Below are 23,818 nucleotides of genomic sequence, written 5' to 3'. Positions count from 1 at the left end.
AACATGATCATTTGGAGCGAGGTGAGGGGCGTGGCAGCGAACCTCGGGCGCGAACCTCACGCACGGAGGCGGAACACCGGCTTGACGGGACGGCCGCCCATCCACGGGCCGGGGTCGCCGGCGTCGAGCGCCTTGGCGTAGACGGCGCAGGCCTGGGCGACGACGTCGACGGTGTGGTCGATGTCGGCATCGGTCAGAGCGGCGCTCACGACGAACGACGGGGCGATGACGCCGCCGAGCAGGAGCTGACGCAGGAACAGCGTGCGGTACTCCTGTGACGGGCGGCCGTCGCCGTCGAGCGTCGCGAAGACCAGGTTGCTCGCCCGGCCGCGGACGACGACGTGCTCGCCGACCTCCGTCGCCGCGGTCACCTCGCGGACGCCGGTCGCGAGCCGGTCGCCGAGCGCGTGCATGCGGGCGATGACTCCCTCGGCCTCGTACGCGTCCTGGACGGCCATCGCGGCGGCGAGTGCGTGGGTCTCGGCGCCGTGGGTGGTCGACAGCAGGAACACCCGGTCGCCGCCGGACCGCAGGCCGCCGGGCTCCATGATCTCGCGCCGCCCTGCGAGCGCCGACACCGCGAACCCGTTGCCGAGCGCCTTGCCGAACGTCGACAGGTCGGGCGTGACGCCGTACAGGCCCTGCGCGCCGGCGTCGGCCCAGCGGAACCCGGTGATCATCTCGTCGAAGACGAGCAGGCAGCCGTGCGCGTGGGCGAGGTCGCGCAGGCCGGCGAGGTACCCGTCCGGTGGGTCGTGCTGGGTCGCGGCCTCGAGCATCAGGCACGCGATCTCGCCGTCGTGCCTGCGCAGCAGCTCGGCGGTCGCGGCGAGGTCGCCGTACGGGAAGCTCACCGTGAGCGCGCCGACCGCGCCGGGGATGCCGGACGCCATCGGCGTCGTCGCGATGAACCAGTCGTCGGTGGAGAAGAACGGGTGGTCCCCGCAGATCGCCACCAGCGGACGTCCCGTCACCGCGCGCGCGAGCCGGACCGCCGCGGTCGTGACGTCCGAGCCGTTCTTCGCGAACTTCACCATGTCCGCGGTCGGGACGGTACGCAGGAAGCGCTCCGCCGCCTCGACCTCGATCGCGCCCGGCCGGGCGAAGTTCGCGCCGCGCTCGAGCTGCCGCGTGACGGCCTCGGTCACGCGCGGGTGCGCGTGACCCAGGCCCACCGAGCGCAGGCCGGAGCCGTACTCGACGTACTCGTTGCCGTCGACGTCCCACACGTGCGCGCCGCGGCCGTGGCTGATGATCGGCGCGAGCCCCTGCGGGTACTGGTCGTCGCCCTTGGCGTACGTGTGCGCGCCGCCCGGCACCAGCGCGTGCAGGCGTTCGGTCATCCGGCTCGACCGGGGCAGCCCGGCCTCCGGGGTGGGCGCAGTGCCCGGCGCGGCACCGCGGTCGCGCGCCGACATGGTGGTGACGGGGAGCGGCCAGGGGATGGCCAGCTCGGGGTCGTCGAACGCGATCGTGACGTCCTCCGCCGGGTCGTGCTCCCTGTCGATGCGGTACGCCACGTCGGCCGGCTCGGTGAGCGCCTGGAAGCCGTGCGCGCACCCGCGGGGGACGTACAGGGTCACCTGCGTGTCGCCGGACAGCTCGAACGACTCCCAGTTGCCGTAGGTGGGCGAGTCGGGACGCATGTCGACGACGACGTCGAAGACCGCGCCGGCGGAGCACCGCACGAGCTTCGCCTCGCCGTCACCGGACCGCAGGTGCAGTCCGCGGACGACACCGCGCACCGACCGGGAGAGGCTGTCCTGCACGAACGCGTAGGGGTCGAGGCCGGCCGCACGCACGACCGCGCTGTCGAAGGTGCGGGAGAAGAAGCCGCGCGCGTCGACGTGCGGGCTCGGCCGGAGCAGTAGCGCGCCGGCGATCCTGGGTACCTGGACGACGTCCATCTCATGCTCCCTGGTCGATGTGCGTGGACTCGGGTCTGGGTGTGGCGGCAGCGAGGGCGGGGCTCCTCGCCGCGCGGTCGTGGTCGCGCAGTCCTTCGCGCAGCTGCCACCACCACACGGCCGCGCCGAGCAGGGTGGCGACGGCGCACCCGCAGGCAGAGCCGAAGGCGCCGCCCGCGGCCGCGCCGATGACGCCGAAGACGAGGTAGGCGGCCGAGGTGAACAGCTGGGAGCGCAGGCTCCTCCCGGCGGCGCCGAGCGCGCGAAGCCCCGCGGTCGCGCCGGCGGAGAAGCCGGCGTTCATGACCGACAGCGAGACCGGCAGGATCAGCTGCGACGCCGTCGCCCAGACCGGACCGAGCACAGCGGCTCCCACGGCGTCGGGCAGGAACAGGAGCAGGGCCAGGCACCAGGCCAGGGTGCCCAGCGACTGCAGTCCGCCCACGCCGAGACAGAAGTGCCACAGCGTCCGCGTCGACCTGCGCAGGACGCGCGCGGCCTCGGGGACGGCGAACAGGCTGACGCCCATCAGCACGGCGAGGAACGGGCCGAGGAGCAGCTCGGCGCCGCGGATCGTGCCTGCGGCGGCGAGTCCGGCGATCGCGCCGACGCCGTACATGCGCAGCTGCGACGACACTCCCTGGCTGACGTTCTCGAAGAGGTACCGCGCCCCCAGGTCGCGTTGCCTGCTCAGCCAGCCGACCACGCCCCTCAGGTCGGGGAGGAGCCGGGTCTGCAGGCAGCCGACGAGTGCGGCGACGGCCGCCGCGGCTCCCCAGGCGAGCACGAACCAGGTGACGCTCGCCCTGGTGGACGCCAGGCCGAGGAACGGCACCAGCGCGACCGCCCAGAGCATGTCGTTCGCGAACGCCCGCGCGCCCTTCCCCGCCGCGAAGAAGGCGTAGCGCCAGGCGTCCTGGAGCAGCAGGCCGGGCAGAACCATCCCGAGTGCGACGAACGCGGCGCCGAGCGTCCCGCCGAGGGCCAGGCCGGCGACCGCACAGACCACACCGCCGGCGAGGCCGACCGCGAGAGCGGTGCCCGCCGACGCCGGTACGGCCGCGCGCCACACCGAGCGCGACGTGCCGCTGTAGCGCACCACGAGCGGATCCGTGGCGAGCCCGCGGGAGAGGTTGAGGGCGACACCGAACGTGACCCAGGCGAGGGTGAACGCACCGAACTCCGCCGCGCTCAGCGAGCGCGCGACGAGGAGGCCCACCGCGAAGTTGGTCAGGCTGGAGACCGCCTGGTCGGCGAGGCCCCAGGTGAGCCGCCCGAGCACGCCGCGCACCTTCCGCGCCACCGCCGAGCGCGACTCGGGCGGCTGCGTCGGTACGGAGTGCCTGCCGGGCGCCATGCCTCAGCCCGCCCGTGGTCGGGATCCGGCGGAGGGCCGCGCGGACGTGGACGTGCCGGCGAACAGCCGGGTCGACAGCGCGGCGAGGTGCTCCCCGACCAGCCGCGCGTTGGTCACGCTCTGCCGGCGCATGCCCCGCGCGAGCTCCTCCCGGCGGTCGACGAGGGACGTGAACTGCGCGGTGAGCCGGTCGAGGTCGAGGTCGCGCAGGGGCTGGCAGTAGTCGCCGAGCCCGAACTGCGCCATCAGCACGTCGTTCTTCTCGGCGTAGCTGATCGAGATCGTCGGCTTGCCGAGTTTCAGCGCGCACAGCACGTTGTGGTAGCGCGAGGCGACCACGACGTCGACGTCGGACATCGCCTCCATCAGCTCGCCGAGCGACGACGGCGGCGTCGCGACGACGCGGTCGTCGTCGAGATCCGGGCGGCGCTCCCGCAGGTACGCGACGACCGCCGCCGACACGCTCTCGTCCGCCGGATCGCCGGTGAACAGCCGCAGCCGGTAGCCGTCGTCGACCAGACGCTCGGCGAACCGTTGCAACGCGCCGACGTACGCCCGGTGGATGTCGTCGGCGACGTGCCGGTCCGCGTGGTTCCCGTGGTAGGCCATCACGCCGAGGCCGACCGTCCGCGTCGGTGCGGGCGTCCGTACCCGCGGCACCGGTAAGGCGAAGGCGAGGTCGGGGCAGACGGTGTCGCCGCTCGTGTCGACGCCCATCTCCCGCAGCGCGTCCCTGGACAGGATGTCGCGGTACGACCTGGCCGTGGCGAACCTGGCCGCGGTGGCGAGCACTCGCTTGGTGACCGGCTGCCTGGTCGGCGAGACGCCCACGCTGACGAGGGCGACCTTCGTGCCCATCAGCCGGCCGGTCGCGGTGACCAGCAGGAGCGCGTAGGGGAACCCCCACGGCCGTTGCGGGAGGTTCGTCTCGAGGACACCCATGCCCGGCACCAGGACGACGTCGTGGCGGCGCACCCAGCGCAGCGTGCGGAACGCGTCCGCGGCCTTCCCGAGGGACTTCAGCACGGCGGCCGTCACCCGTGATCGGTGCACGGCGCCCGGGGGATGGGTGTGCATCGGGATCGCCCGCACGCCGTAGCGCTTCTCGACGACGTCGGGCCCCGTGCACACGCACGTCAGCTCGGCGTCGGGATGGTGCTCACGCAGATGCGCCAGGACCGCTTCGAACGAGCCGTCGTTGCCGATGTTGCCAGAACCCAGCAGGCCGAAGAGCGCGATTCGCGGAGGTGAGGGGACCGTCACGAGACCGCAGGCTCCTTCACACGCGCGGCGTTCGCGCTGTCCTCGATGGTCGGCATCGGGCGGACGCGGACGCGGCTCGCCATCCAACGTCCCAGGTGGGCGTAGCACCGGCGGCGGTCTGCGGCCGACAGCGGCGCGCGCCGGATCGCACTGACGAAGCCCCACACGTACTCGCCGACGAGCCGTGCCGTCGGGTTTCGCCACCGGTTCGCCCTTCGCGGGTCGAGGTTGGCGCACCGTGACCGCATCGTCGGCCGTGCCCGCTCCGCGCGGTCCGGGTGGTCGCGGCGGAAGTACAGCATCTCGGGCACCTGGTGGAACGGCCCGTACAGCGCCAGCTCCGCCACGATGGTCCGGTCGGCGTGGTGGTAGCTCTGCTGCAGGGGCGTACGCCGCAGGATGTCGTGCCTGATGACGCCGTAGAAGTCGTCGCCGCCGACGCCGAACAGCATGGCGCGGAAGCGTTCCGGCGCGTCCGGCGAGTCCGTCGCGAGGGTGTAGTCGACGGGCAGTACGACCTCGCCGGACGCGCCGATGATCGCCTGCCAGGTGTGGGCGAGCGCGAGCCTCGGGTCCGCGTCGAGTGCCTCGATGCAACGCAGCAGCAGGTCGCGTCCGTACAGGTCGTCGTGCGACGCCCATTTGTAGAGCTCGCCGCGCGCCTGGTGGAACACGAAGTTGTGGTTGGGACCCGCCCCGATGTTGACCGGCTGGCGGAAGAACCTGATCCGGTCGTCACGTGCCTCGTAGTCGCGGCAGATCTCCTCCGTACGGTCCGTCGAGGCGTTGTCGGAGATGATCAGCTCGAAGTCCGCGTAGCTCTGGTCGAGCAACGCGTCGAGGGACTCCGCGAGGTAGTTCTCCCCGTTGTAGACGGGAAGGCCGATGCTGAGCCGAGGAGTCATGCGATCCTCATCATCCTTTCGTGATCGCGCAGTCCTGTGTGCAGCTGCCGCCACCAGACGAAGGCGCCGAGCAGCGTGGCGAAGGCACAACCGCAGGCGGAACCGAAGGCGCCGTCCACCGCGGCGCCGATGACGCCGAAGACGAGGTAGGCCGCAGAGGTGAACACCTGGGCGTTCAGGCTCCTCGTGGCGGCGCCGAGCGCCCGAAGGCCCGTGGTCGCGCCGTTCGAGAAGCCGGCGGTCATGACCGCCAGCGTGGTCGGGAGGATCAGCAGCGACGCCGTCGCCCAGACGGGACCGAGCACCTGCTCACCGACGGAGTCCGGCAGCAGGAAGGTCAGCGCCAGGCCCCACGCGAGGGTGCCGGCGGCCTGGATCGCGCCGATGCCGAGGCAGAAGTACCACAGCATCCGCGTCGACCTGCGCAGCACGCGCGTGGCCTCGGGCACGGCGAACATGGCCACGCCCATCAGTACGGCGACGAACGGGCCGAGGAGCAGCTCCGCGCCGCGGATCGTGCCGGCCGCGGCGAGGCCCACGATGGCGCCGACGCCGTACATGTGCAGCTGTGTCGACACGCCCTGGCTGACGTTCTCGACGAGGTACCGCGGTCCCAGGTCGCGTTGCCTGCTCAGCCATTCACCGACCCCGGTCAGGTCGGGGACCAGCCGGATCTGCAGGCAGCCGACGACGGCGGCGACCGCGCCCGCCGCGCCCCACGCGATCACGAACCAGGCGACGCTCGTCCGGTCGAACGCCAGCCAGAGGAACGGGACCAGGGTGACGGCGAAGACCATGTCGTTCGCGAACGCATGGGCGCCTTTCCCCGCAGAGAAGAACGCGAAGCGCCAGGCGTTCTGGAGCAGGATGCCAGGCATGACGACGGCGAGGGCGAGGAACGCCTTGCCCAGCGTGCCGCCGAGGACGAGGCCGGTGGCCGCGCACGCGGCACCGGTGACGAGGCCGACCGCGACCGCGGTGCCCGTCGACCGGCGCACGGCGGCGCGCCACTCCTCGGTCGGTGCGCCGCTGTGGCGTACTACGAGCGGGTCGGTGGCGAGCCCGCGGGAGAAGTTGACGGCGACGCCGAACGTGACCCACACGAGGCTGAAGGCGCCGAACTCCGCCGCGCTGAGCGCCCGAGCGACGACGATGCCCACGCAGAAGCTGGTCAGGCTCGCGACACCCTGGTCGGCGAGACCCCAGGTCAGCCGCCCGAGCGCGCCGCGCGCCTTCCGCGCGTACGCGGAGCGCGACGGTGCGGTGGACGGCGGTGCGACAGGCGGCGGTGCGACGGGCGTCGGCGCGGCCGTTGCGGTGTCCTCGGTGGGCGTCATGCCTCACCCCGCGAGGGGACGGGGCTCGGCGGGCGCCGCCACGACGTGCGGCTCGGGGAGGGGGACCAGGTACTCCGCGCCCCACCCGCCGTCCGCCTCGAGCGAGGCGATCACCTCGTCCGCGATGTCCCACGTGAACAGCAGGACGACGTCCGGTCGTGCGGCGCGCAGGTCGTCGACCGGGCGGATCGGGACACCGCGCCCGGGGATGCGACGACCGTGCTTCCCCGGTGCGGCGTCGACCGTGAACGCGAGCAGCTCGGGTCCGACCTCGCTGAGGTCGAGCAGTACCGGTGCCTTCGACGGTGCGCCGTAGCCGAGGACGGTACGCCCGCGATGCTTCTCCGCCACGAGTCGTCGGCGGAGTGCCGCCGCCGAGCTCCACGCCGCCTGCTGCAGCGCCGCGAGCCGCTGCCGGTCGTCGAGACCCGCCGCGGCCTCGGCGTCGAGGACCTCCTGCACCGTGGTGTCGACCTCGGGATCACTGGCGGTGTGTCTGAGATGCACCTGCAGGCTGCCGCCGAAGAGCGCCACGTGCCTGACCGAGACAACGACCAGACCGCGCGCGGCGGCGAGTGCGCGGACGGCGCCCAGCGACAGGTAGGTCCAGTGCCCGTGCCTGATCGTGTCGAACTGGGTGCCGGTGACGAGTGGGAGCAGGTGGTGGAACTCGCAGACGAGCAGGCCGTCGGGGGCCAGTCGCTCCGCGCGCTCGTCGAGGCTGCGTCCGAGGTCCTGGTGATGCACGAGACCGTGGACGTCGACGACCAGTCGCGCCTTCTCGCCGCCGCCGGCGACCCGGCAGCCGGCGGCGCCGAGGTGACCGAGCCACGAACCGCCGTGGTGGCTGGCGAACTCGTACACCGGTGCGTCGGCGAGGTCGGGGTGCTCGCGCAGGATCTCGCCGACCGACCGCTCGGAGTGCGCGAGGCTCGTCGCGGACTCCACGGCGAGTGGTACCTCGGGGAGCGCGGGCTCGACGTCACCCAGCTGGACGAGCGTGCACACGCGGCACAGCCACAGCTCCAGCGGCCACCGCGGGTCCTCGCCCGGCGTGTCCACCGGCGGGAAGTAGTCGGCGGCGGTCTGCTCGCCGAGATCGACGACGAGCACGAGGTCGGTGGAGCCGCAACCCCGGCAGTGGGACGCCGTCGTCACCACGTGAGCCTCGCCTTCGTCGTCGTGAACGCCTCGGCGTACTTCGCCCGGCACTCCATGCCGCGCAGCCGGGCGAGGCCGCGGAAGACCTCGTCGTCGAACCAGTCGCGCCCCACCTGTGAGGGGAACGCCTTGTGCAGGCGTTCGACCTTGTCGCGCATGACGTCGTCGTCGAGCGGGACGTAGAGCGTGGGACGGCCGAGGTCGCCGTCCCACTTCGGGATCTCGTAACCGAGCACGAGGTGGTCGCGCCACACGGTGGGCACGAGCTCGGCGACAAGCCGGTGGTCCTGGTGGGCGTCGGCGGTGCTCGGGGCGAGGACGAGGTCGGCGTGGCCGTCGCGGGCCGTGGCCTCGAGCAGCTCCTTGACCTCGTTCCAGTGGGCGGGCAGGCGCCCGTCCGGCAGGTCGCCGGTGCGGACGGAGACCGTGCACCCCGGGAGGAAGAGCGCGGCACTCGCTCTCGCCTCGTCGAGTCGTGCGGGTGTGCCGGTGGCGACGACGATCTCCGCGGTGAGGCCGGGGACCGTCGCGGCGAGGGTGAGCAGTGTGCCGCCGCACCCGATCTCGAGGTCGTCGGGGTGCGCGGCGAGAGCCACCAGATGGGGGCGCCCGCCGCGCAGGCCCAGGTCGAACGGCAGCATCAGGAGGCCAGCACCGGCGCCGGCGCCGCGGGTCGTTCGGCGGACCTGGCCGCGTCGCGTGCCCACACCACCCACGGCGGTGAGCCCTGGCGGTACAGCTCCTCCAGGCCCTGCCGCTCCTTGAGCGTGTCCATCGCCGCCCAGAACCCGTGGTGCGGCACGGCGAGCAGCTTGCTCATCGCCGACAGCCGGGTGAACGCGTCGCCGACGAGGTCCTCGCCCTTGCCGAGGACGTCGAACACCTCCTGCCGCAGCACGAAGTAGCCGCCGTTGATCCACAGCGGGAGGTCGGTGACCGAGCGGATACCGCCGACGCGGGAGTCGGCGTCGAACTCGACGATGTGGAACGACTCCTGCGGCCGCACCGCGAGCAGGCTCGCCACGGCGGAGCTCGTCGCGAACTGGTCGACGATCCTGTCCATGGGGGCGTCGGTGAGCACGTCGCCGTAGTTGGCGAGGAAGATCTCGTCGTCCTCGAGGTACGGGCGGACGCGGCGCAGCCGCTCGCCGATGCTCGTGTCGATGCCGGTGTCGACGAACGTGATCCGCCACTCGCTGATGTCCGACTCCAGCAGCTCGATCTGCCGGCCGCCCTTCGCGAGGACGAAGTCGTTGGAGTGCGTCTCCTCGTACTGCAGGAAGTACTGCTTCACCGAGGCGGCGCCGTGCCCGAGGCACAGGATGAACTCGTTGTGACCGAAGTGCGCGTAGTAGCGCATCACGTGCCACAGCACCGGCCGGTCGCCGATGGTCATCATCGGCTTCGGCGCGGAGTCCACCCCGCTGCGCATGCGCAGCCCCAGACCCCCGCAGAAGATCACGACCTTCATGGCAATCTCCTAGATCACGTCAAGGTGCGGGATCGGGACGACGAACTTGGCGTCCCACTCCCGCGCGTACTCGAGCTGGTGGACGATCTCCTCGCGCAGGTTCCACGGGAGGATCAGGATGTAGTCGGGTCTCACCTCGGCGAGGCGCTCCGGCGGGTGGATCGGGATGTGCGTGCCCGGCAGGTACATCCCGTGCTTGTGCGGGCTCCGGTCGACGGTGAACGGGAGCAGGTCCTCGCGGATGCCGCAGTGGTTGAGCAGCGTGTTGCCCTTGCCCGGTGCGCCGTAGCCGGCGACGGACTTGCCGGCGCGCGCGGCGGAGACGAGGAACTCGACGAGCGCGGCCTTGACCTCGAAGACGTCGCGCGCGAAGCCGGCGTGGCCCTCGACCGTGTGCAGGCCCGCCTCGCGCTCCTCGGCGAACACCTTGCCGACCATGTCGGACGGCTCGCCGGCGGCCGCGTCGGGCATCGCCATGACCCGCAGCGAGCCGCCGTGCGTCGGCAGCTCCTCGACGTCGACCACGGTCAGCCCGCCGGTCGCCAGCGCGGCGGCGGCCGTCTTCAGCGTGTAGTACGAGTAGTGCTCGTGGTAGATGGTGTCGTACTGCCGGCTCTCGATCAGCCGGCGCAGGTGCGGGAACTCCAGCGACACCATGCCGTGGTCGGCGACGAGTGCGCGCAGGCCGCGCACGAAGTCGAGCAGGTCGGGCACGTGCGCGAACACGTTGTTGCCGACGACCAGGTCGGCGGCGCCGTACCGCTCCGCGATCTCCGTCCCCGTCCGCTCGCCGAGGAACTGGACCTCGGTCCTGATGCCGCGTTCCTGCGCGACGACGGCGACGTTGCCTGCCGGCTCGACACCGAGCACCCGGATGCCGCGGGCGACCGCGTGCTGCAGCAGGTAGCCGTCGTTGCTCGCGACCTCGGTGACCAGGCTGTGCTCGTCGAGCCCGAGCCGGTCGGCCATGCCCGCGACGAACCGCTCGGCGTGCGCCACCCAGCTGTCGGAGTACGACGAGAAGTAGGCGTAGTCGCTGAAGACGTCCTCGGCCGTGACGTACGCGGGCAGCTGCACGAGCAGGCACTCGTCGCAGATGCGGACGTGCAGCGGGTAGAACGTCTCCGGCCCGTCGAGCGCGTCCGCGCTCACGTAGCTCTCGCACGGCGGCGACATGCCGATGTCGACGAACGTGCGGGTCAGGGTGGCGCCGCACAGGCGGCAGGACGGAAGGGTTGTCATCGCGTGGTCTCCTCGACGCGAACCGACCCGGGGGTCGGGAAGGGCTGGTCGCTGGTACGCCGCATCTCCTCGTTGACGAGACCGAGGGAGAGCAGCTGGTTGATCCGCCGCAGCCGGACGAACTGCGCCGAGGTGAACTCGCCGTACGTCAGCCCGTGGTCGAGGTACGCCTTCGCGAGCTCTTCGACGCCGTCGCGCACCGTCCAGGCGAGCCCGAGGTCGGGGAAGGTGTCGGTCAGCTTGGCGAAGTCGACGCGGTAGTCGCGCACGTCGGGCCCGGCGCCGTCCGCCAGCGTCACCGTCGAGCCGGGCACGGCGTCGCGGACCATCTCGGCGATGTCGCGCACCTGGACGTTGTCCTCGGCGCGGCCGATGTTGAAGGCCTCGTCGTGCACGAGCTCGCGGGGTGCCTCCATCATCGCGAGGAATGCCCGGCTGATGTCCTCGATGTGGACGAGCGGCCGCCACGGCGTGCCGTCGCTCTCCAGCCGCACCTGCCCGGTCGTCGTCGCGATGCCGGTGAGGTTGTTGACCACGATGTCGAGACGGAGCCTGGGCGAGGCCCCGTACGCCGTGGCGTTACGCAGGTAGGTCGGGCTGAAGTCGTCGTCGGCGAGCTTGGAGAGCTCCACCTCGGCGAGCGCCTTGGTCTCGCCGTACGGCGTCACGGGCGACATCGTGGCGTCCTCGGCGACCGCGTCCGAGCCCGCGGCTCCGTAGAGGCTGCAGGACGACGCGAACAGGAACCGCGGCACGCCGGCGGCCTTGGCCTGCTGAGCCAGCCGCACCGTTCCGTCGAGGTTCACCGAGAACGTCGTCGCGCGGTTGAGGTGGCCGAGCGGGTCGTTGGACAGGGCGGCCAGGCAGATGACCGCGTCGTACCCGGCGACGTCGCCCGGGATGACGTCACGGGTGTCGCGCGGCGCCCGCCGCACGTCCTCCGGGCCGCCGCGGAAGTCGCACCCCTCGTACAGGCCGAGGTCGAGGCCGTCGACCTCGTGTCCCGCCCCGCGCAGGAACGGGACCAGCACCGCACCTATGTAGCCGCGATCGCCTGCGACCAGTACCTTCATCCGTCGTCCCCTGCCCGTCGGTCGGTCGTTCGAATCCGTGGGGCCGGAGTGGTCCCTTCCAACAGATCGGCGTGACCTCGATCTGATACACCGGAATCGGCGTAGCGTGCGCTGTATCACCACCGGGTCCCGGCGCTCCAGTGGACGACGGCTCCGCCGGAGCACGCCGCAGGGGAGGACACCTTCGTGGACGCCACGGGCAGGAGGGGCGTCCGCGGCGCGCTGGCGGCGCTCGTCGTGCTCGTGCTGGTCCTGGCGGTGGCGCACACGTCCACCCCGCTCGCGGCGGTCCCTGACGACCGGCCGACACCCCGTCCGACGGCCACCGACGAGGGGCCGACGCGGAACGTCGAGGTGGCGCGGGTCTGCGACGCCATGGCGCGGGGACCGGCCCGCCCGCCGGCGGGTGCCGTGGTCGTCGACCCGGCGGTCGACGTCGACCTCTCCGACAAGACCCAGGCGAACCCGCCGGGCACGACGTTCTGGCTCCGTCCCGGCAGGCACACGCTCGGCGACGACCGGTTCGGCCAGGTGATCCCGAAGACCGGCAACACCTACCTCGGCGCACCCGGCGCGGTGCTCGACGGCAAGGGGCGCAACTACTTCGCGTTCACCCAGCAGGCCTCGGGCGTCACCGTCAGGTACCTCACGATCACGGGGTTTGTCGCGCCGCACAACCAGGGAGTCGTCAACCACGACTCCGGTGACGGCTGGGTGGTCGAGCACAACACCATCGAGAAGAACTCCGGTGCCGCCATGATGGCGGGCGAGCACCAGCGGATCCGCGGCAACTGCCTGCGCGACAACGGCCAGTACGGCATCAACGCGTACAAGCAGGGCAACACCATCACCGACCTGGTCGTCGAGGGCAACGAGATCGTCGGCAACAACACCGACGACTGGGAGCGGAAGCTCGAGGGCTGCGGGTGCACCGGCGGCCTCAAGCTCTGGGCGGTCGACGGCGCGGACCTGCGGAACAACTGGATCCACGACAACCGCGGGCCGGGTCTGTGGGCCGACGTCAACAACAACGACATCCTCGTCGAGGACAACCTGTTCGAGGAGAACGACAGCGCCGCGATCATCTACGAGACCAGCTACAACGCGATCATCCGCGACAACGTCATGCGCAGGAACAACTGGGTCGAGGGCCGGGAGTTCTCCGACCGCGGCGACACGTTCCCGAGCTCGGCCATCTACCTCTCCGAGTCCGGCGGCGAGCCGCGCATCCCGGCGCGCACCGACAAGATCGACGTCCACAGCAACCTGCTCGAGAACAACTGGTCGGGCATCACCGCCTGGGAGAACGCCGACCGCTTCTGCAACAGCCCGGCGAACCCCAGCGGCGACTGCACCCGCCTCGTCCCGAAGGCGTCGCGATGCGCGCAGCCCGGTATCGCCCGCGGCACGCTCTACGCCGACTGCCGGTGGAAGACCCAGCGCGTCTCCGTCCACGACAACCGCTTCGTGCTCGACCCGGCCGCCGTCCCCGGATGCCGGAGCAAGACCTGCGGGCGGATGGCACTGCTCGCCAACTACGGCACCTACCCCGCCTGGTCGCCGTACGACGGTGAGGTGGTGCAGCAGGCGATCACCTTCGACCAGGACAACCGCTGGTACGCCAACACGTACGTCGGGCCGTGGACGTTCGTGGGCTACGACGTGTCCCGCGAGCTGTCGGCCGCCAAGTGGCGCGCCGAGCCGTACCGCCAGGACAAGGGAAGCCGGTTCCGCTGAGTCGCCGGCTCCGGTGGCGGGCGCCTGCGCCTGGCCCGTGAGGGGCACCCTCACCGTGCCCTGACACGGTGAGGGTGCCCCTCACGGGTGGCCGCAGTAGTGCGCGCGCCGGGTCAGGCGCCGCCGATCGCGACGAGTGACTTGGACAGACGGAACATGCGCTCGTGCCAGATGCTCGAGGTGGGGAACAGGTGGCGCAGCTCGGTGGCGCTCACCAGGTCGATCGTCAGCACCTGGGCGAGGGCGTCCTCGGTGGTGTAGACGCGCTCGTGGGCGAGCGGCCACCGGCTGACGAGGCGGGCGCGGGCCCACACGGGGAGGAACTGGAAACCCGGAGCGACGTAGTGCGGTTCGACGGGGAAGTAGCGGTCGGGCGTCTGTACCCAGTGGGCGGGCGCGGCGGAGCTGATCACGGCGGCGAGGTCGCGACGACGCTGGTAGCCGCCGACGTGCTCGATGAGGCTGTTGGAGACGACGATGTCGTACGTCCCCGGGCAGCGGTCCACCGTGGCGGGGTTGCACGCGTCGCCTTCGACGTGGTGCAGCCACGACTCCTCCGGCTCGAACTTCGGGTCGAGGTTGACCGTCGTCACAAACGCGGGCTGCACGGGGGCCGAGCGCCAGAACTCCGGAGTTCCCCCGAGGTCGAGGACGCGCATCGAGTCCAGCGCCGGGAAGCGTCGCAGCAGCTCCTGGAAGCGGACGGCGCGGCGCCTGCTCGACAGCGAGTTCTTGCGGTCGGGATCTCCGAGCTTGTGGTGTACCCGTTGTGCGAGTCCGGTCATGAGTGAACCTCCGGTCGGCGTGCCCCACCAGAGGATGCGCGAGCGTCCACCCTGATACATCCGCTTTCGCCCGCAACGTCGCTGTATCAATCGTGGTCGGTGGCCGCTCTATAGACCCACTGCGCAGGGCATCGTCGTTGTCAGCAGGGGAGTCGCCATGAGGGTCGCCGTGTTCGGCGTGGGTTACGTGGGGTCGGTCACCGCCGCCTGTCTGGCGGCACACGGTCACGACGTCTGGGGAGTCGACGTCGACGCAGGGAAGGTCGATGCGATCAACGCGGGACGCAGTCCCGTCATCGAGCCGGGTCTCGCGGAGATGATCTCCGCGGCGGTCGTCGCGGGGAACCTGCACGCGACCACCGATCCGCAGGTCGCACTGGACGGTGCGGACCTGTCGCTGGTGTGCGTGCCGACGCCGTCGACGTCCACCGGCAGCACCGACCTGTCGTACGTGCAGAGCGCCGTCGATGGCATCGCCCGCGCGCTGACCGTCGCACGGCCCGCGGCGTCGGACTTCCACGCGGTCGTCGTGCGCAGCACGGTCCCGCCGGGGACGGTGGAGAACGTCGTCGCGCCGGCGCTGCCCGCGGAGAGTGCGGGTGCGGGGATGTGCCCGGAGTTCCTGCGCGAGGGCTCGGGGGTCGCCGACTTCTTCGACCCGCCGTTCGTGGTCGTCGGCACGCCTGACGAGCGCGTGGGTAAGGTCGTCACGGAGCTGTTCGGGTTCCTCGACCGGTCGGTACGGGTCGTCGACGTCCGCAGCGCGGAGGCGCTGAAGTACGCGTGCAACGCGTTCCACGCCACCAAGGTGTCGTTCGCCAACGAGATGGGTCGGATGTTCCGCCCCTTCGGCGTCGACACCCGCGAGGTGATGGAGCTCTTCTGCACCGACACGAGACTCAACATCTCGCCGACGTACCTGCGGCCGGGCTTCGCGTTCGGCGGGTCGTGCCTGCCGAAGGACCTCAGGTCGCTGCTGTACCTCGCGCGGATGAACAGCGCCGACATGCCGCTGCTCGCCGGCACCCTGGCGAGCAACGAGCGCGTCGTGCACGAGGTGGTCGACCGGGTCGTCGCGACGGACGCGCAGGTGGTCGCGCTGCTCGGGCTGAGCTTCAAGTCCGCGACGGACGACCTGCGCGAGAGCCCGAGCGTCGAGCTGGCGGAACGCCTCATCGGCAAGGGGTACGAGCTGCGCATCTACGACGCTCTCGTCAACCCCGCGCGGCTGATCGGCGCGAACCGCAAACACGTGGAGTCGAAGCTGCCGCACCTGCGGCGGCTGTTCACCGACGGTCCGCTCGAGGCGTTGCGCGGCGCCGACGTCGCACTCGTGTCGTCCACGGACCCCGCGGTGCTCGACGCGCTGGTGGCGAACCCACCGCGGCGGGTCGTCGACCTGAGCGGACGCCTCGGCGACGACGTCGAGGCGCTCGCCGGATACGAGGGGGTCGGATGGTAGCCGTCGATCGCAGCGCGCGGCGCCGAGCCGCCCGCCGTGGGACGCAGCGCCGGGCGCTGGTCGTGGTGCAGAACCTGCCCGTGCCGTTCGACCGCCGCGTGTGGCTGGAGTGCCAGGCGCTCGTCGCCGACGGCTGGGACGTCTCCGTGGTGTGCCCCAAGGGACCGGGCGACCCGTCGTACCAGCACCTCGACGGCGTCCACCTGTACAAGTACAAGGGCTTCGTCACCACCGGTGGCACGCTGAGCTACCTCGCGGAGTACATCACCTCGTTCGCGGCGACCGCGTGGCTGACCGGCCGGGCGCGCAGGCGCGGGCGGTTCCAGGTGTTCCAGGCCTGCAACCCGCCCGACATCTTCTGGCCGATCGCCTCGTTCCTGCGCAGGACCGACGGCAGCCGGTTCGTGTTCGACCACCACGACCTGTGTCCCGAGCTGTACGAGTCGCGCTTTCCCGATGGCGCGTCGTTCCCGTACCGCATGCTGCGCGCGCTCGAACGCCGCACGCACCGGACGGCCGACCACGTCATCTCGACCAACGACTCGTACCGGCGGATCGCGGTGGAACGCAGCGGCAAGCTGCCGGCCGACGTCACCGTGGTGCGCACCGGGCCCGACCCCGACCTGCTGCGTCGCGGGCAGGAGTACCCCGAGCGCCGCCGCGGACGCCGCCACCTGGCCGCGTACATCGGCGTGATGGGTCCGCAGGACGGTGTCGACGTCGTGGTGCGCGCGGCCCACCGGGTCGTGCACGAGCTGGGCCGCGACGACATCGCGTTCACGATCATCGGCAGCGGCGACTGCTACGACGAGCTCGCGGCGTTGCGCGACGAGCTGGACCTGCGCGGGCACGTCGAGTTCACCGGACGCGCTCCCGACGAGACGGTCGCCGAGGTCATGTCGACGGCGGACATCGGGCTCTCACCCGACCCGCTCAACCCGCTCAACGACGTCTCGACGATGAACAAGACCATGGAGTACATGGCCTTCGGCCTCCCGGTCGTCGCCTTCGACCTGCGCGAGACGCGGGTGTCCGCTGCCGACGCCGCCGTCTACGTCGAGCCGAACGACGTCGACAAGTACGCCGACGCGATCGTCGCCCTCGCCGACGACGAGCCGCGCCGCCGGCGGATGGGCGCGTTCGGCCGCAGGCGCGTCGAGCGCGAGTTGGCGTGGACGCACCAGCTGCAGGCGTACGTCGGCGTCTACAACGGCCTCGCCGCCCCTACCGACGCCGCGCCGGCGTCCACCACCGGCGTCTCGACAATGCAGGGGGGCTGACGTATGTGCGGGATCGCGGGGTGCTTCCAGCAGGACGACGGCAAGGCGGTCGCCCTGACGATGAGCGAACGGCTCGGCCACCGCGGTCCTGACGCGAGCGGCATCGTGTGCATCGAGGAGGAGAACCTCCAGCTGCACCTGGCGCACCGGCGTCTGTCGATCATCGACCTCACCGCCGCCGCAGACCAGCCGTTCACGAAGCAGGGTCTGACCCTGACGTACAACGGCGAGCTGTACAACTACCGCGAGCTGCGTACCCAGCTCACCCGGGCGGGCGTGCACTTTCGTACCGACTCCGACACCGAGGTGGTGCTCGAGGCGTGGCGGTACTGGGGGACCGGTGCGCTCTCGCGCTTCCGCGGCATGTTCGCGTTCGCCGTGTTCGACGAGCGGACGCGGAAGCTCACGCTGGCGCGCGACCCGATGGGCATCAAGCCGCTCTTCTACACCCTGCGGCAGGGCGGCGTCGTCTTCGCGTCCGAGCTCAAGGCGCTGGTCGCGGCGATCGGTCCCGAGCTGCGCACCGAGCCCGGTGCCCTGATCGCGTCGATGCTCTTCTACTGGCTGCCGGAGAACCGGTGCGCGATCGAGGGGGTCCACAAGCTGCCGCCGGGGTCGTGGGCGGAGTTCTGCCCGGACGGCGGCAGCCGGTACGGCACGTACTGGCGGATCGCCGACGTCGCGGCCGAGGCCGCCGCGGGACCGCCGGCCGACCTGCGCCAGGTGCTCGAGGACTCGGTCGCCGCGCACCTCGTCTCCGACGTGCCCGTGTCGAGCTTCCTGAGCGGCGGCCTCGACTCCAGCCTCGTCACGGTGCTCGCCAAGCGTGCCGAGCCGGGCCTCGACGCGTACACGATCACGTTCCGGCCCGAGGACCAGCGGCGCGAGGCGATGCCCGACGACGCGATCTACGCGCGCAAGGTCGCGGCGAGGTACGGCGTCAACCTGCACGAGATCGAGATCGCGCCGAACGTCGTCGACCTGCTGCCGCGCATCACCGACGTGCTCGACGAGCCGATCGGCGACCCCGCGGCGATCAACACGCTGCTGATGTGCGAGGCCGCGCGCGACGCCGGGGTCAAGGTGCTGCTGTCGGGGATGGGCGCCGACGAGCTGTTCGGCGGCTACCGCAAGCAGCTCGCCTGCGTGATCGCGCAGCGCTACCGGCGGCTCCCCGACCCGCTCACCGGGGCCGTGCACGCCGCGGTCGACCGCGCTCCGGTCACCGCGAACGGCCGCGGCCTGCGGTACGTCCGCTGGGCCAAGCGGTTCCTCACGTTCGCCGAGCTGCCCGAGGAGGCGGCGTTCCGGCGCAGCTACACCATGTACGACCCCGGCGAGCTGGTCGACCTCCTCGACCCGGAGCTCGCCGGCCACGTCGGGGAGATCCTCGACGAGCACGCGGAGACGTACCACGACAACGCGCTCGGTGACCACGTCAGCCGCATGTGCCTGGCCGACACGCGGATGTTCCTGCCCGGACTCAACCTCGCGTACACCGACCGGGCGAGCATGGCCGCGTCGACCGAGGTACGGGTGCCGTTCGTCGACCCCGAGGTCGTGCGCGCGGCGTTCTCGATCCCCGGTGGGGACAAGATCCGTGGTCGGCAGGGCAAGCTCGCGCTCAAGCGCGCCGCCGAGGCCTGGCTGCCGAAGGAGATCGTGTACCGGCCGAAGGCGTCGTTCGGCGCGCCGCTGCGGGCCTGGGTCGACACCGACCTGCGCGAGATGGTCGACGACGACCTGCTGTCCGGCGAGCTGGCGCGTTCGGGGTTCCTGCGGCGTCCCGCCCTCGCACGTCTCGTCGACGACGAGCGCTCCGGGCGCGAGGACAGGTCGAAGCAGATCTGGCAGCTGCTGACGCTCGAGACATGGCACCGGAACATGCGGTCCCTCGGCGTGAGCTGACGGGCGTACGGCGAGATACCAGGCGAAGGGCGACATGAGACAGGTTGCGCAGAACTACCGCTCGGGCGAGCTGACCGTGCTCGACGTCCCGCCGCCGACGTGTGCGCCCGGCGGCGTGCTCGTCCGCTCGCTGTACTCCCTCATCTCGACGGGTACCGAGCTGATGAAGGTGGGCGAGGCGAAGCTCTCGCTGCTCGGCAAGGCACGCGCGCGTCCCGACCAGGTGCGCAAGGTCGTCGACTCCGTCGCCAAGCAGGGCGCGCTGACGACGTACAAGAAGGTCATGAACCGCCTCGACTCCTACACCCCGCTCGGCTACTCGCTGTGCGGCGTGGTGGTCGAGGTCGGGCGCGGAGCCGAGGAGTTCAGCGTCGGCCAGGTCGTCGCCGCCGCGGGCAACGAGTACGCGCTCCATGCCGAGTACAACTGGATCCCCACGAACATGTGCGTGCCCGTGCCCGATGGCGTCCCGCCCGAGCAGGCCGCGTTCGCCACCGTGGGCGCCATCGCCATGCACGGCGTCCGCAGGTCCGAGGTGCAGCTCGGCGACTCGGCGTGCGTCGTCGGTCTCGGCCTGGTCGGTCAGCTCGTCGTCCGGTTGCTCGTCGCGTCGGGCGTCCGCGTCTTCGGCATCGACACGGTCGAGGAACGCTGCCGGATGGCGGAGAAGGCGGGCGCGCTGCTCGCCGCCGAGCCGTCGGAGGCGGGCGTCGAGACGCTCGAACGCGCGCTGTCCGAGGCGACCGGAGGTGCCGGCGCGGACCACGTGTTCCTGGTGGCCGGCGGGTCGTCGAACGGGCCCGTCGAGACCGCGGCACGGCTCGCGCGCGACCGTGCCCGCGTCGTCGACATCGGCAAGACCCGTCTCGACCTGCCGTGGAACGCCTACTACGACAAGGAGCTCGACGTCCGCTTCTCCCGGTCGTACGGGCCAGGGCGCTACGACGACACGTACGAGCTCCACGGCGTCGACTACCCGATCGGCTACGTGCGGTGGACGGAGCGGCGCAACCTCGAGTGCTTCGTCGACCTCATCGCCCGCGAGCAGATCGACGTCGGGTCGCTCATCGCGCGGGTGTTCCCGATCGCCGACGCGACGGACGCCTACCGACAGCTCAGCGAGGGCGCGCTGCCCGGTGTGGGCTTCCTGTTCGCGTACCCTGCGCCGGCGGAGGCGGCGCCCGGAGCCGGGTACACGCCACCGCGGGTCGTCCCGCCTGCAACGGTGCTCCCGCGCCAGCGGGACGGGGCGACGCCGCGGCTCGGTTTCGTCGGCGCAGGCAACTACGCGTCGTCGATGCTGCTGCCCCACCTCGCGAAGGACGGCGCGGCCGAGCTCGTCCACGTGGCGACCAACCGTTCACTGTCCGCGGCCAACGCCAAGCGGCGGTTCGGCTTCACCCGCGTGTCGACGCACGCCGACGCCGTGCTCGACGACGACGCGGTCGACGCGGTGTTCGTCGTCACGCGCCACAGCACGCACGCCGACCTCGCCTGTCGCGCGCTCGAACGCGGCAAGGCGGTCTTCGTCGAGAAGCCGCTGGCCCTGACCTCCGAGGAGGTCGACCGGATCGTCGAGACCGTCGCGGAGACCGGGAACGACCGGATCATGGTCGGGTTCAACCGCCGGTTCGCGCCACTGCTCACCGACCTCAAGGCGGGCTTCGGCCCGTGCGGGGACGGCGCCGCCGTCCGCTACCTGGTGAACGCCGGCGCGCTCGACGCATCGAGCTGGTACCTCGACGAGGCGCAGGAGGGCAGCAGGTTCGCCGGCGAGGGCGGGCACTTCCTCGACACGCTCACGTGGTGGGTCGACAGCCCGCCCGTCGGGGTCTACGCGGTCGGCGGCGGCGAGCCGGGCGACGTCCACGTGACTCTGCGCTTCGCGAACGGATCGGTGGGCACCGTCACGTACGTCACCGGCGGCAACGAGCGGTTCCCGAAGGAGACCCTCGACGCGACCGGTGGCGGGCGCAACGCGCGCCTCGACGACTTCCGGTCGACGCGGCTGTGGACCGGGCGGCGCGCCACGACCAGGCGGGCGAGAGGGGGCCAGGACAAGGGTCAGCGCCGCGAGCTCGAACGCTTCGTCGCGGCGGTGCGCACGGGCGGTCCGATGCCGATCGCGTTCGACTCGCTCGTTGCGACCACGCGGGCGACGATCGCGGTGGACCGGAGCCTGGCGAGCGGCCGGCCGGAAGCCATAGGAGCGGTGGAGACGCAGTGAGCGGTCCCTCGCTGCGGTGGTATGCGCGCCGGCTCGCGCGGATGTCGCCCGCCGAGGTGGTCTGGCGCACCCGGGACCAGGTGCGGCAGACGCGGTGGGCGTCGCTCCAGGTGCGTCCTGGGCAGGAGCCCGCGACCCCGGTGCGGCTGGTGCCCGAGCGCCGGTTCACCGCGGTGCTGCCCGAGGACGCGCGTGACGCCGTTCCCGCCGACGCGAAGGCGGCGGTCGTCAAGGCCGCCGACGAGATCCTCGCCGGGCACCTCGACGTGCTCGGCGTCGTGCGCACCGACCTCGTCGCGCCGGACTGGTTCCTCGACCCGGTCACCGGCCGGCGGTCGTCGCCCGACGTGTACGCGTTCCGCATCAACCACAGGTCCGAGGGCGAGACCGGCAACGTCAAGCAGGTCTGGGAGCTGTCGCGGCAGCACCACCTCACCCTGCTCGCGTCGGCCTGGTACCTCACCGGCGACGACGCGTACGCGCAGCGGGTCGCCGAGCAGCTCCGTTCGTGGTGGCGGGAGAACCCGTTCCTGTCCGGCATCCACTGGACCAGCGGCATCGAGACCGGGATCCGGCTGATCGGCTGGGCGTGGATCAGGCGGCTGCTGGCGGACTGGCCGGGTGTCGGCGAGCTGTTCGAACGCGACGACCTCGCGCTCCGGCAGCTGTACTGGCACCAGCGCTACCTCGCCGGGTTCGTCAGCCGCGGCTCGTCCGCGAACAACCACGTGATCGCCGAGGCCGCCGGCCGGCTCGTCGCGGCCTGCGCGTTCCCGTGGTTCGCGGAGAGCGCGCGCTGGCGCGCCGACGCGTCGGCGCGGCTCGCGCGCGAGCTCGACCGCAACACGTTCGGCGACGGGCTGAACCGCGAGCTGGCGTCCGACTACCACCGCTTCGTCGCCGAGCTCGGCCTGCTCGCCGCCGTGGAGGCCGACGCTGCGGGCACGCCGCTCGCGCCGGCCACGTGGGAGCTGCTCACGCGGATGTTCGACGCGGCCGCGGCCGTCGTCGACGAGACGGGGCGGCCGCCTCGGCAGGGCGACGGCGACGAGGGGAGAGCTCTTGTCCTCGACCCGCCGGACGCGAGCACCTGGACGTCGTTCCTCGCACTCGGCGAGGCGGCCGTCGCGCGGCTCGACTGGTGGCCACGCGCTGCGCCCGACGTGTCGAGCACGCTCGTCGGGTCGTTGCTCGGGCCGCGCGTGCGGGCGGGTGACCGGCCGCTCGTGCGTCCGTCGCACTTCGCGGACGCCGGGATGACGCTGCTGCGCACCCATGACGACGCGCGACCAGAGATCTGGTGCCGGTGCGACGGCGGGCCGCACGGCTTCCTGTCGATCGCGGCCCACGCCCACGCCGACGCGCTCTCGGTCGAGCTGCGGGTGGGCGGTGTCGACGTGCTCGTCGACCCGGGGACGTACTGCTACCACGGCGATCCACGCTGGCGCGGCTACTTCAGGTCGACCCTCGCCCACAACACCGTGGAGCTGGCCGACCGCGACCAGTCGATCGACGGCGGTCCCTTCCTGTGGCTCAGGCATGCCAGGACAAGGGTGCTCGACACCGCGGTCGGGGACGACGAGGACACGGTCAGGTGGACCGCCGAGCACGACGGCTACCGCGCCCTGTCGCCACCGGCGACGCACCGCAGGACGGTGAGCCTCGACCGCGTGCGCCGCGCCCTGCACGTCGAGGACCGCGTCCTCGGCGGTGCCGGGCATCGGCTGCGGATGGCGTACCACCTCGGTCCCGACGTCACGGCGGTGCTGGACGGCTCGGTGGCGAAGCTGCGGTGGTCCTCCGGTGAGGCGACCCTCGATCTGCCCGGTCGGCTTTCGTGGACGGTGTATCGGGGGTCTCTCGAACCCGTCGCGGGGTGGTACTCGCCTCGGCTGGGTCAGCGGGTTCCGTCCTTCTCGCTGGTGGGCTCGGGGTCTGTTGCTGCGGACTTGGGGCTGCATACGGTGCTTACTGTTGGGTGATCTGTGGGTTGGTGCCTGTTGGGTGCGCTGTCTGTGGGGTCCGCTGCCTCACCCCTCTTTTCATTGTTTAAGTCGATCGTCGGGTGTCAAGAATCCGCTTGGCGTTTATGGCGGTGCTGTGGTCTGGCGGAGTCTTGACACCCGACGATCGACCTGAACAGCGCGCGTCTACGGGGTGAGGCAGCTCCTGTGGCTGCCTTGCTTCCCGGTGGCTGCGTGGTCGCCGGTCCGCGGCTGCCTATTCGTTATTGGTTCGTGATCCGCATCGGTCGGTAATACGCCTGAATTCGCGGAGTACCGTAACTGGCTCGGTCTAGTGTTTGAATATGGACGAGGACAAGATCACCGCACCGCCGGTCGGTGAACAGGTGTGGGAAGACCCACCCTCGAGGTGAGTTGTCAGTCATCCATCGCCGCTGGTGCGGCGACCCCGGGCGGGTGACAAGGGTGGACTCGGTCGTGGTGTCGGTCGCCTCGCGGCCACGACCCGTGAACGGCACCCTCACCGTGTCGGGGCATGGTGAGGGTGCCGTTCACGGGTGCGCTGCGAGGGTCGTCGGCGGAGCTTCACCTCACCGACATGGACTTCACCTCGTCCCGGCACGAGGTGAAGTCCACGTTGATCACGTCAACCACTGGGGGACCCTGGCGGGCCATCCCCTACGGGTGAAAAGTAGGGGGTGGCCCGCGGTGTCCCTGGCGACGGCGTGATCACAACGGT

Annotated in this window: 17 protein-coding genes; 6 read left to right on the top strand and 11 right to left on the bottom strand. The window is 71.5% G+C overall.

The genetic code is table 11. From position 1 onward, the window contains the following. Positions 1-56 precede the first annotated feature (56 nt). The 10 genes from GEV10_14215 to GEV10_14170 are packed head-to-tail and all read right to left on the bottom strand — an operon-like array spanning position 57 to position 11,716. A complete protein-coding gene (locus tag GEV10_14215) occupies positions 57-1,907 on the bottom strand; it encodes a glutamate-1-semialdehyde 2,1-aminomutase (GenBank protein MQA79610.1) in 1,851 nt (616 codons plus the stop codon). Position 1,908: 1 nt separating this feature from the next. Beyond that, the gene (locus GEV10_14210) at positions 1,909-3,210 is read right to left on the bottom strand and encodes a hypothetical protein (GenBank protein MQA79609.1); all 1,302 of its coding nucleotides are present in this window, start codon (positions 3,208-3,210) and stop codon (positions 1,909-1,911) included. Between the two features lie 57 nt (positions 3,211-3,267). After that, positions 3,268-4,527, bottom strand: a complete 1,260-nt coding sequence (locus GEV10_14205; GenBank protein ID MQA79608.1) for a hypothetical protein — start codon at positions 4,525-4,527, stop codon at positions 3,268-3,270. Continuing rightward, the gene (locus GEV10_14200; protein MQA79607.1) at positions 4,524-5,432 is read right to left on the bottom strand and encodes a glycosyltransferase; all 909 of its coding nucleotides are present in this window, start codon (positions 5,430-5,432) and stop codon (positions 4,524-4,526) included. Before GEV10_14200 ends, GEV10_14205 begins: the two co-directional genes overlap by 4 nt. Further along, positions 5,429-6,769, bottom strand: coding sequence for a hypothetical protein (locus tag GEV10_14195; protein MQA79606.1), 1,341 nt, complete (start codon positions 6,767-6,769; stop codon positions 5,429-5,431). Before GEV10_14195 ends, GEV10_14200 begins: the two co-directional genes overlap by 4 nt. Positions 6,770-6,772: 3 nt before the next feature. After that, positions 6,773-8,143: a hypothetical protein gene (locus GEV10_14190; protein ID MQA79605.1), complete on the bottom strand. Its 1,371-nt coding sequence runs from the start codon at positions 8,141-8,143 to the stop codon at positions 6,773-6,775. Continuing rightward, positions 7,924-8,571: a PIG-L family deacetylase gene (locus tag GEV10_14185; GenBank protein ID MQA79604.1), complete on the bottom strand. Its 648-nt coding sequence runs from the start codon at positions 8,569-8,571 to the stop codon at positions 7,924-7,926. Before GEV10_14185 ends, GEV10_14190 begins: the two co-directional genes overlap by 220 nt. Then, positions 8,571-9,401 carry a glucose-1-phosphate cytidylyltransferase gene (locus tag GEV10_14180; GenBank protein ID MQA79603.1) on the bottom strand — a complete coding sequence of 277 codons (831 nt, stop codon included), beginning with the start codon at positions 9,399-9,401 and terminating at the stop codon, positions 8,571-8,573. Before GEV10_14180 ends, GEV10_14185 begins: the two co-directional genes overlap by 1 nt. A 9-nt stretch (positions 9,402-9,410) precedes the next feature. Then, positions 9,411-10,643 (bottom strand): methyltransferase domain-containing protein, encoded by a 1,233-nt coding sequence (locus GEV10_14175; protein MQA79602.1) that lies wholly within the window; start codon positions 10,641-10,643, stop codon positions 9,411-9,413. After that, positions 10,640-11,716, bottom strand: a complete 1,077-nt coding sequence (locus GEV10_14170; GenBank protein MQA79601.1) for an NAD-dependent epimerase/dehydratase family protein — start codon at positions 11,714-11,716, stop codon at positions 10,640-10,642. Before GEV10_14170 ends, GEV10_14175 begins: the two co-directional genes overlap by 4 nt. A gap of 375 nt (positions 11,717-12,091) precedes the next feature. Between GEV10_14170 and GEV10_14165 the strand changes: the two genes are divergently transcribed. Beyond that, entirely contained in the window at positions 12,092-13,453 is a 1,362-nt protein-coding gene (locus tag GEV10_14165) for a right-handed parallel beta-helix repeat-containing protein (GenBank protein ID MQA79600.1), read from the top strand. A 113-nt stretch (positions 13,454-13,566) separates the two neighbouring features. Here GEV10_14165 and GEV10_14160 read toward each other — a convergent pair whose 3' ends face one another. Then, positions 13,567-14,238, bottom strand: coding sequence for a class I SAM-dependent methyltransferase (locus GEV10_14160; GenBank protein ID MQA79599.1), 672 nt, complete (start codon positions 14,236-14,238; stop codon positions 13,567-13,569). Positions 14,239-14,395: 157 nt separating this feature from the next. Between GEV10_14160 and GEV10_14155 the strand changes: the two genes are divergently transcribed. Genes GEV10_14155 through GEV10_14135 form a run of 5 tightly spaced genes read left to right on the top strand, consistent with a single transcriptional unit; the run spans position 14,396 to position 23,097 of the window. Next, positions 14,396-15,700, top strand: a complete 1,305-nt coding sequence (locus GEV10_14155; protein MQA79598.1) for a nucleotide sugar dehydrogenase — start codon at positions 14,396-14,398, stop codon at positions 15,698-15,700. Next, positions 15,694-16,980, top strand: coding sequence for a glycosyltransferase (locus GEV10_14150; GenBank protein MQA79597.1), 1,287 nt, complete (start codon positions 15,694-15,696; stop codon positions 16,978-16,980). Before GEV10_14155 ends, GEV10_14150 begins: the two co-directional genes overlap by 7 nt. 3 nt (positions 16,981-16,983) lie before the next feature. Then, on the top strand, positions 16,984-18,888 hold the full coding sequence (gene asnB, locus GEV10_14145; protein ID MQA79596.1) for an asparagine synthase (glutamine-hydrolyzing): 1,905 nt from the start codon (positions 16,984-16,986) through the stop codon (positions 18,886-18,888). A 34-nt stretch (positions 18,889-18,922) separates the two neighbouring features. After that, the gene (locus GEV10_14140; GenBank protein ID MQA79595.1) at positions 18,923-21,115 is read left to right on the top strand and encodes a zinc-binding dehydrogenase; all 2,193 of its coding nucleotides are present in this window, start codon (positions 18,923-18,925) and stop codon (positions 21,113-21,115) included. Positions 21,116-21,156: 41 nt separating this feature from the next. Then, on the top strand, positions 21,157-23,097 hold the full coding sequence (locus tag GEV10_14135) for a heparinase (protein MQA79594.1): 1,941 nt from the start codon (positions 21,157-21,159) through the stop codon (positions 23,095-23,097). Positions 23,098-23,818: the final 721 nt, after the last annotated feature.

Source organism: Streptosporangiales bacterium (genome assembly GCA_009379955.1).
Classification (GTDB): domain Bacteria; phylum Actinomycetota; class Actinomycetes; order Streptosporangiales; family WHST01; genus WHST01.
Note: the sequence above shows the minus strand (reverse complement) of the source record. Positions and strands in the feature narration are given on the sequence as shown.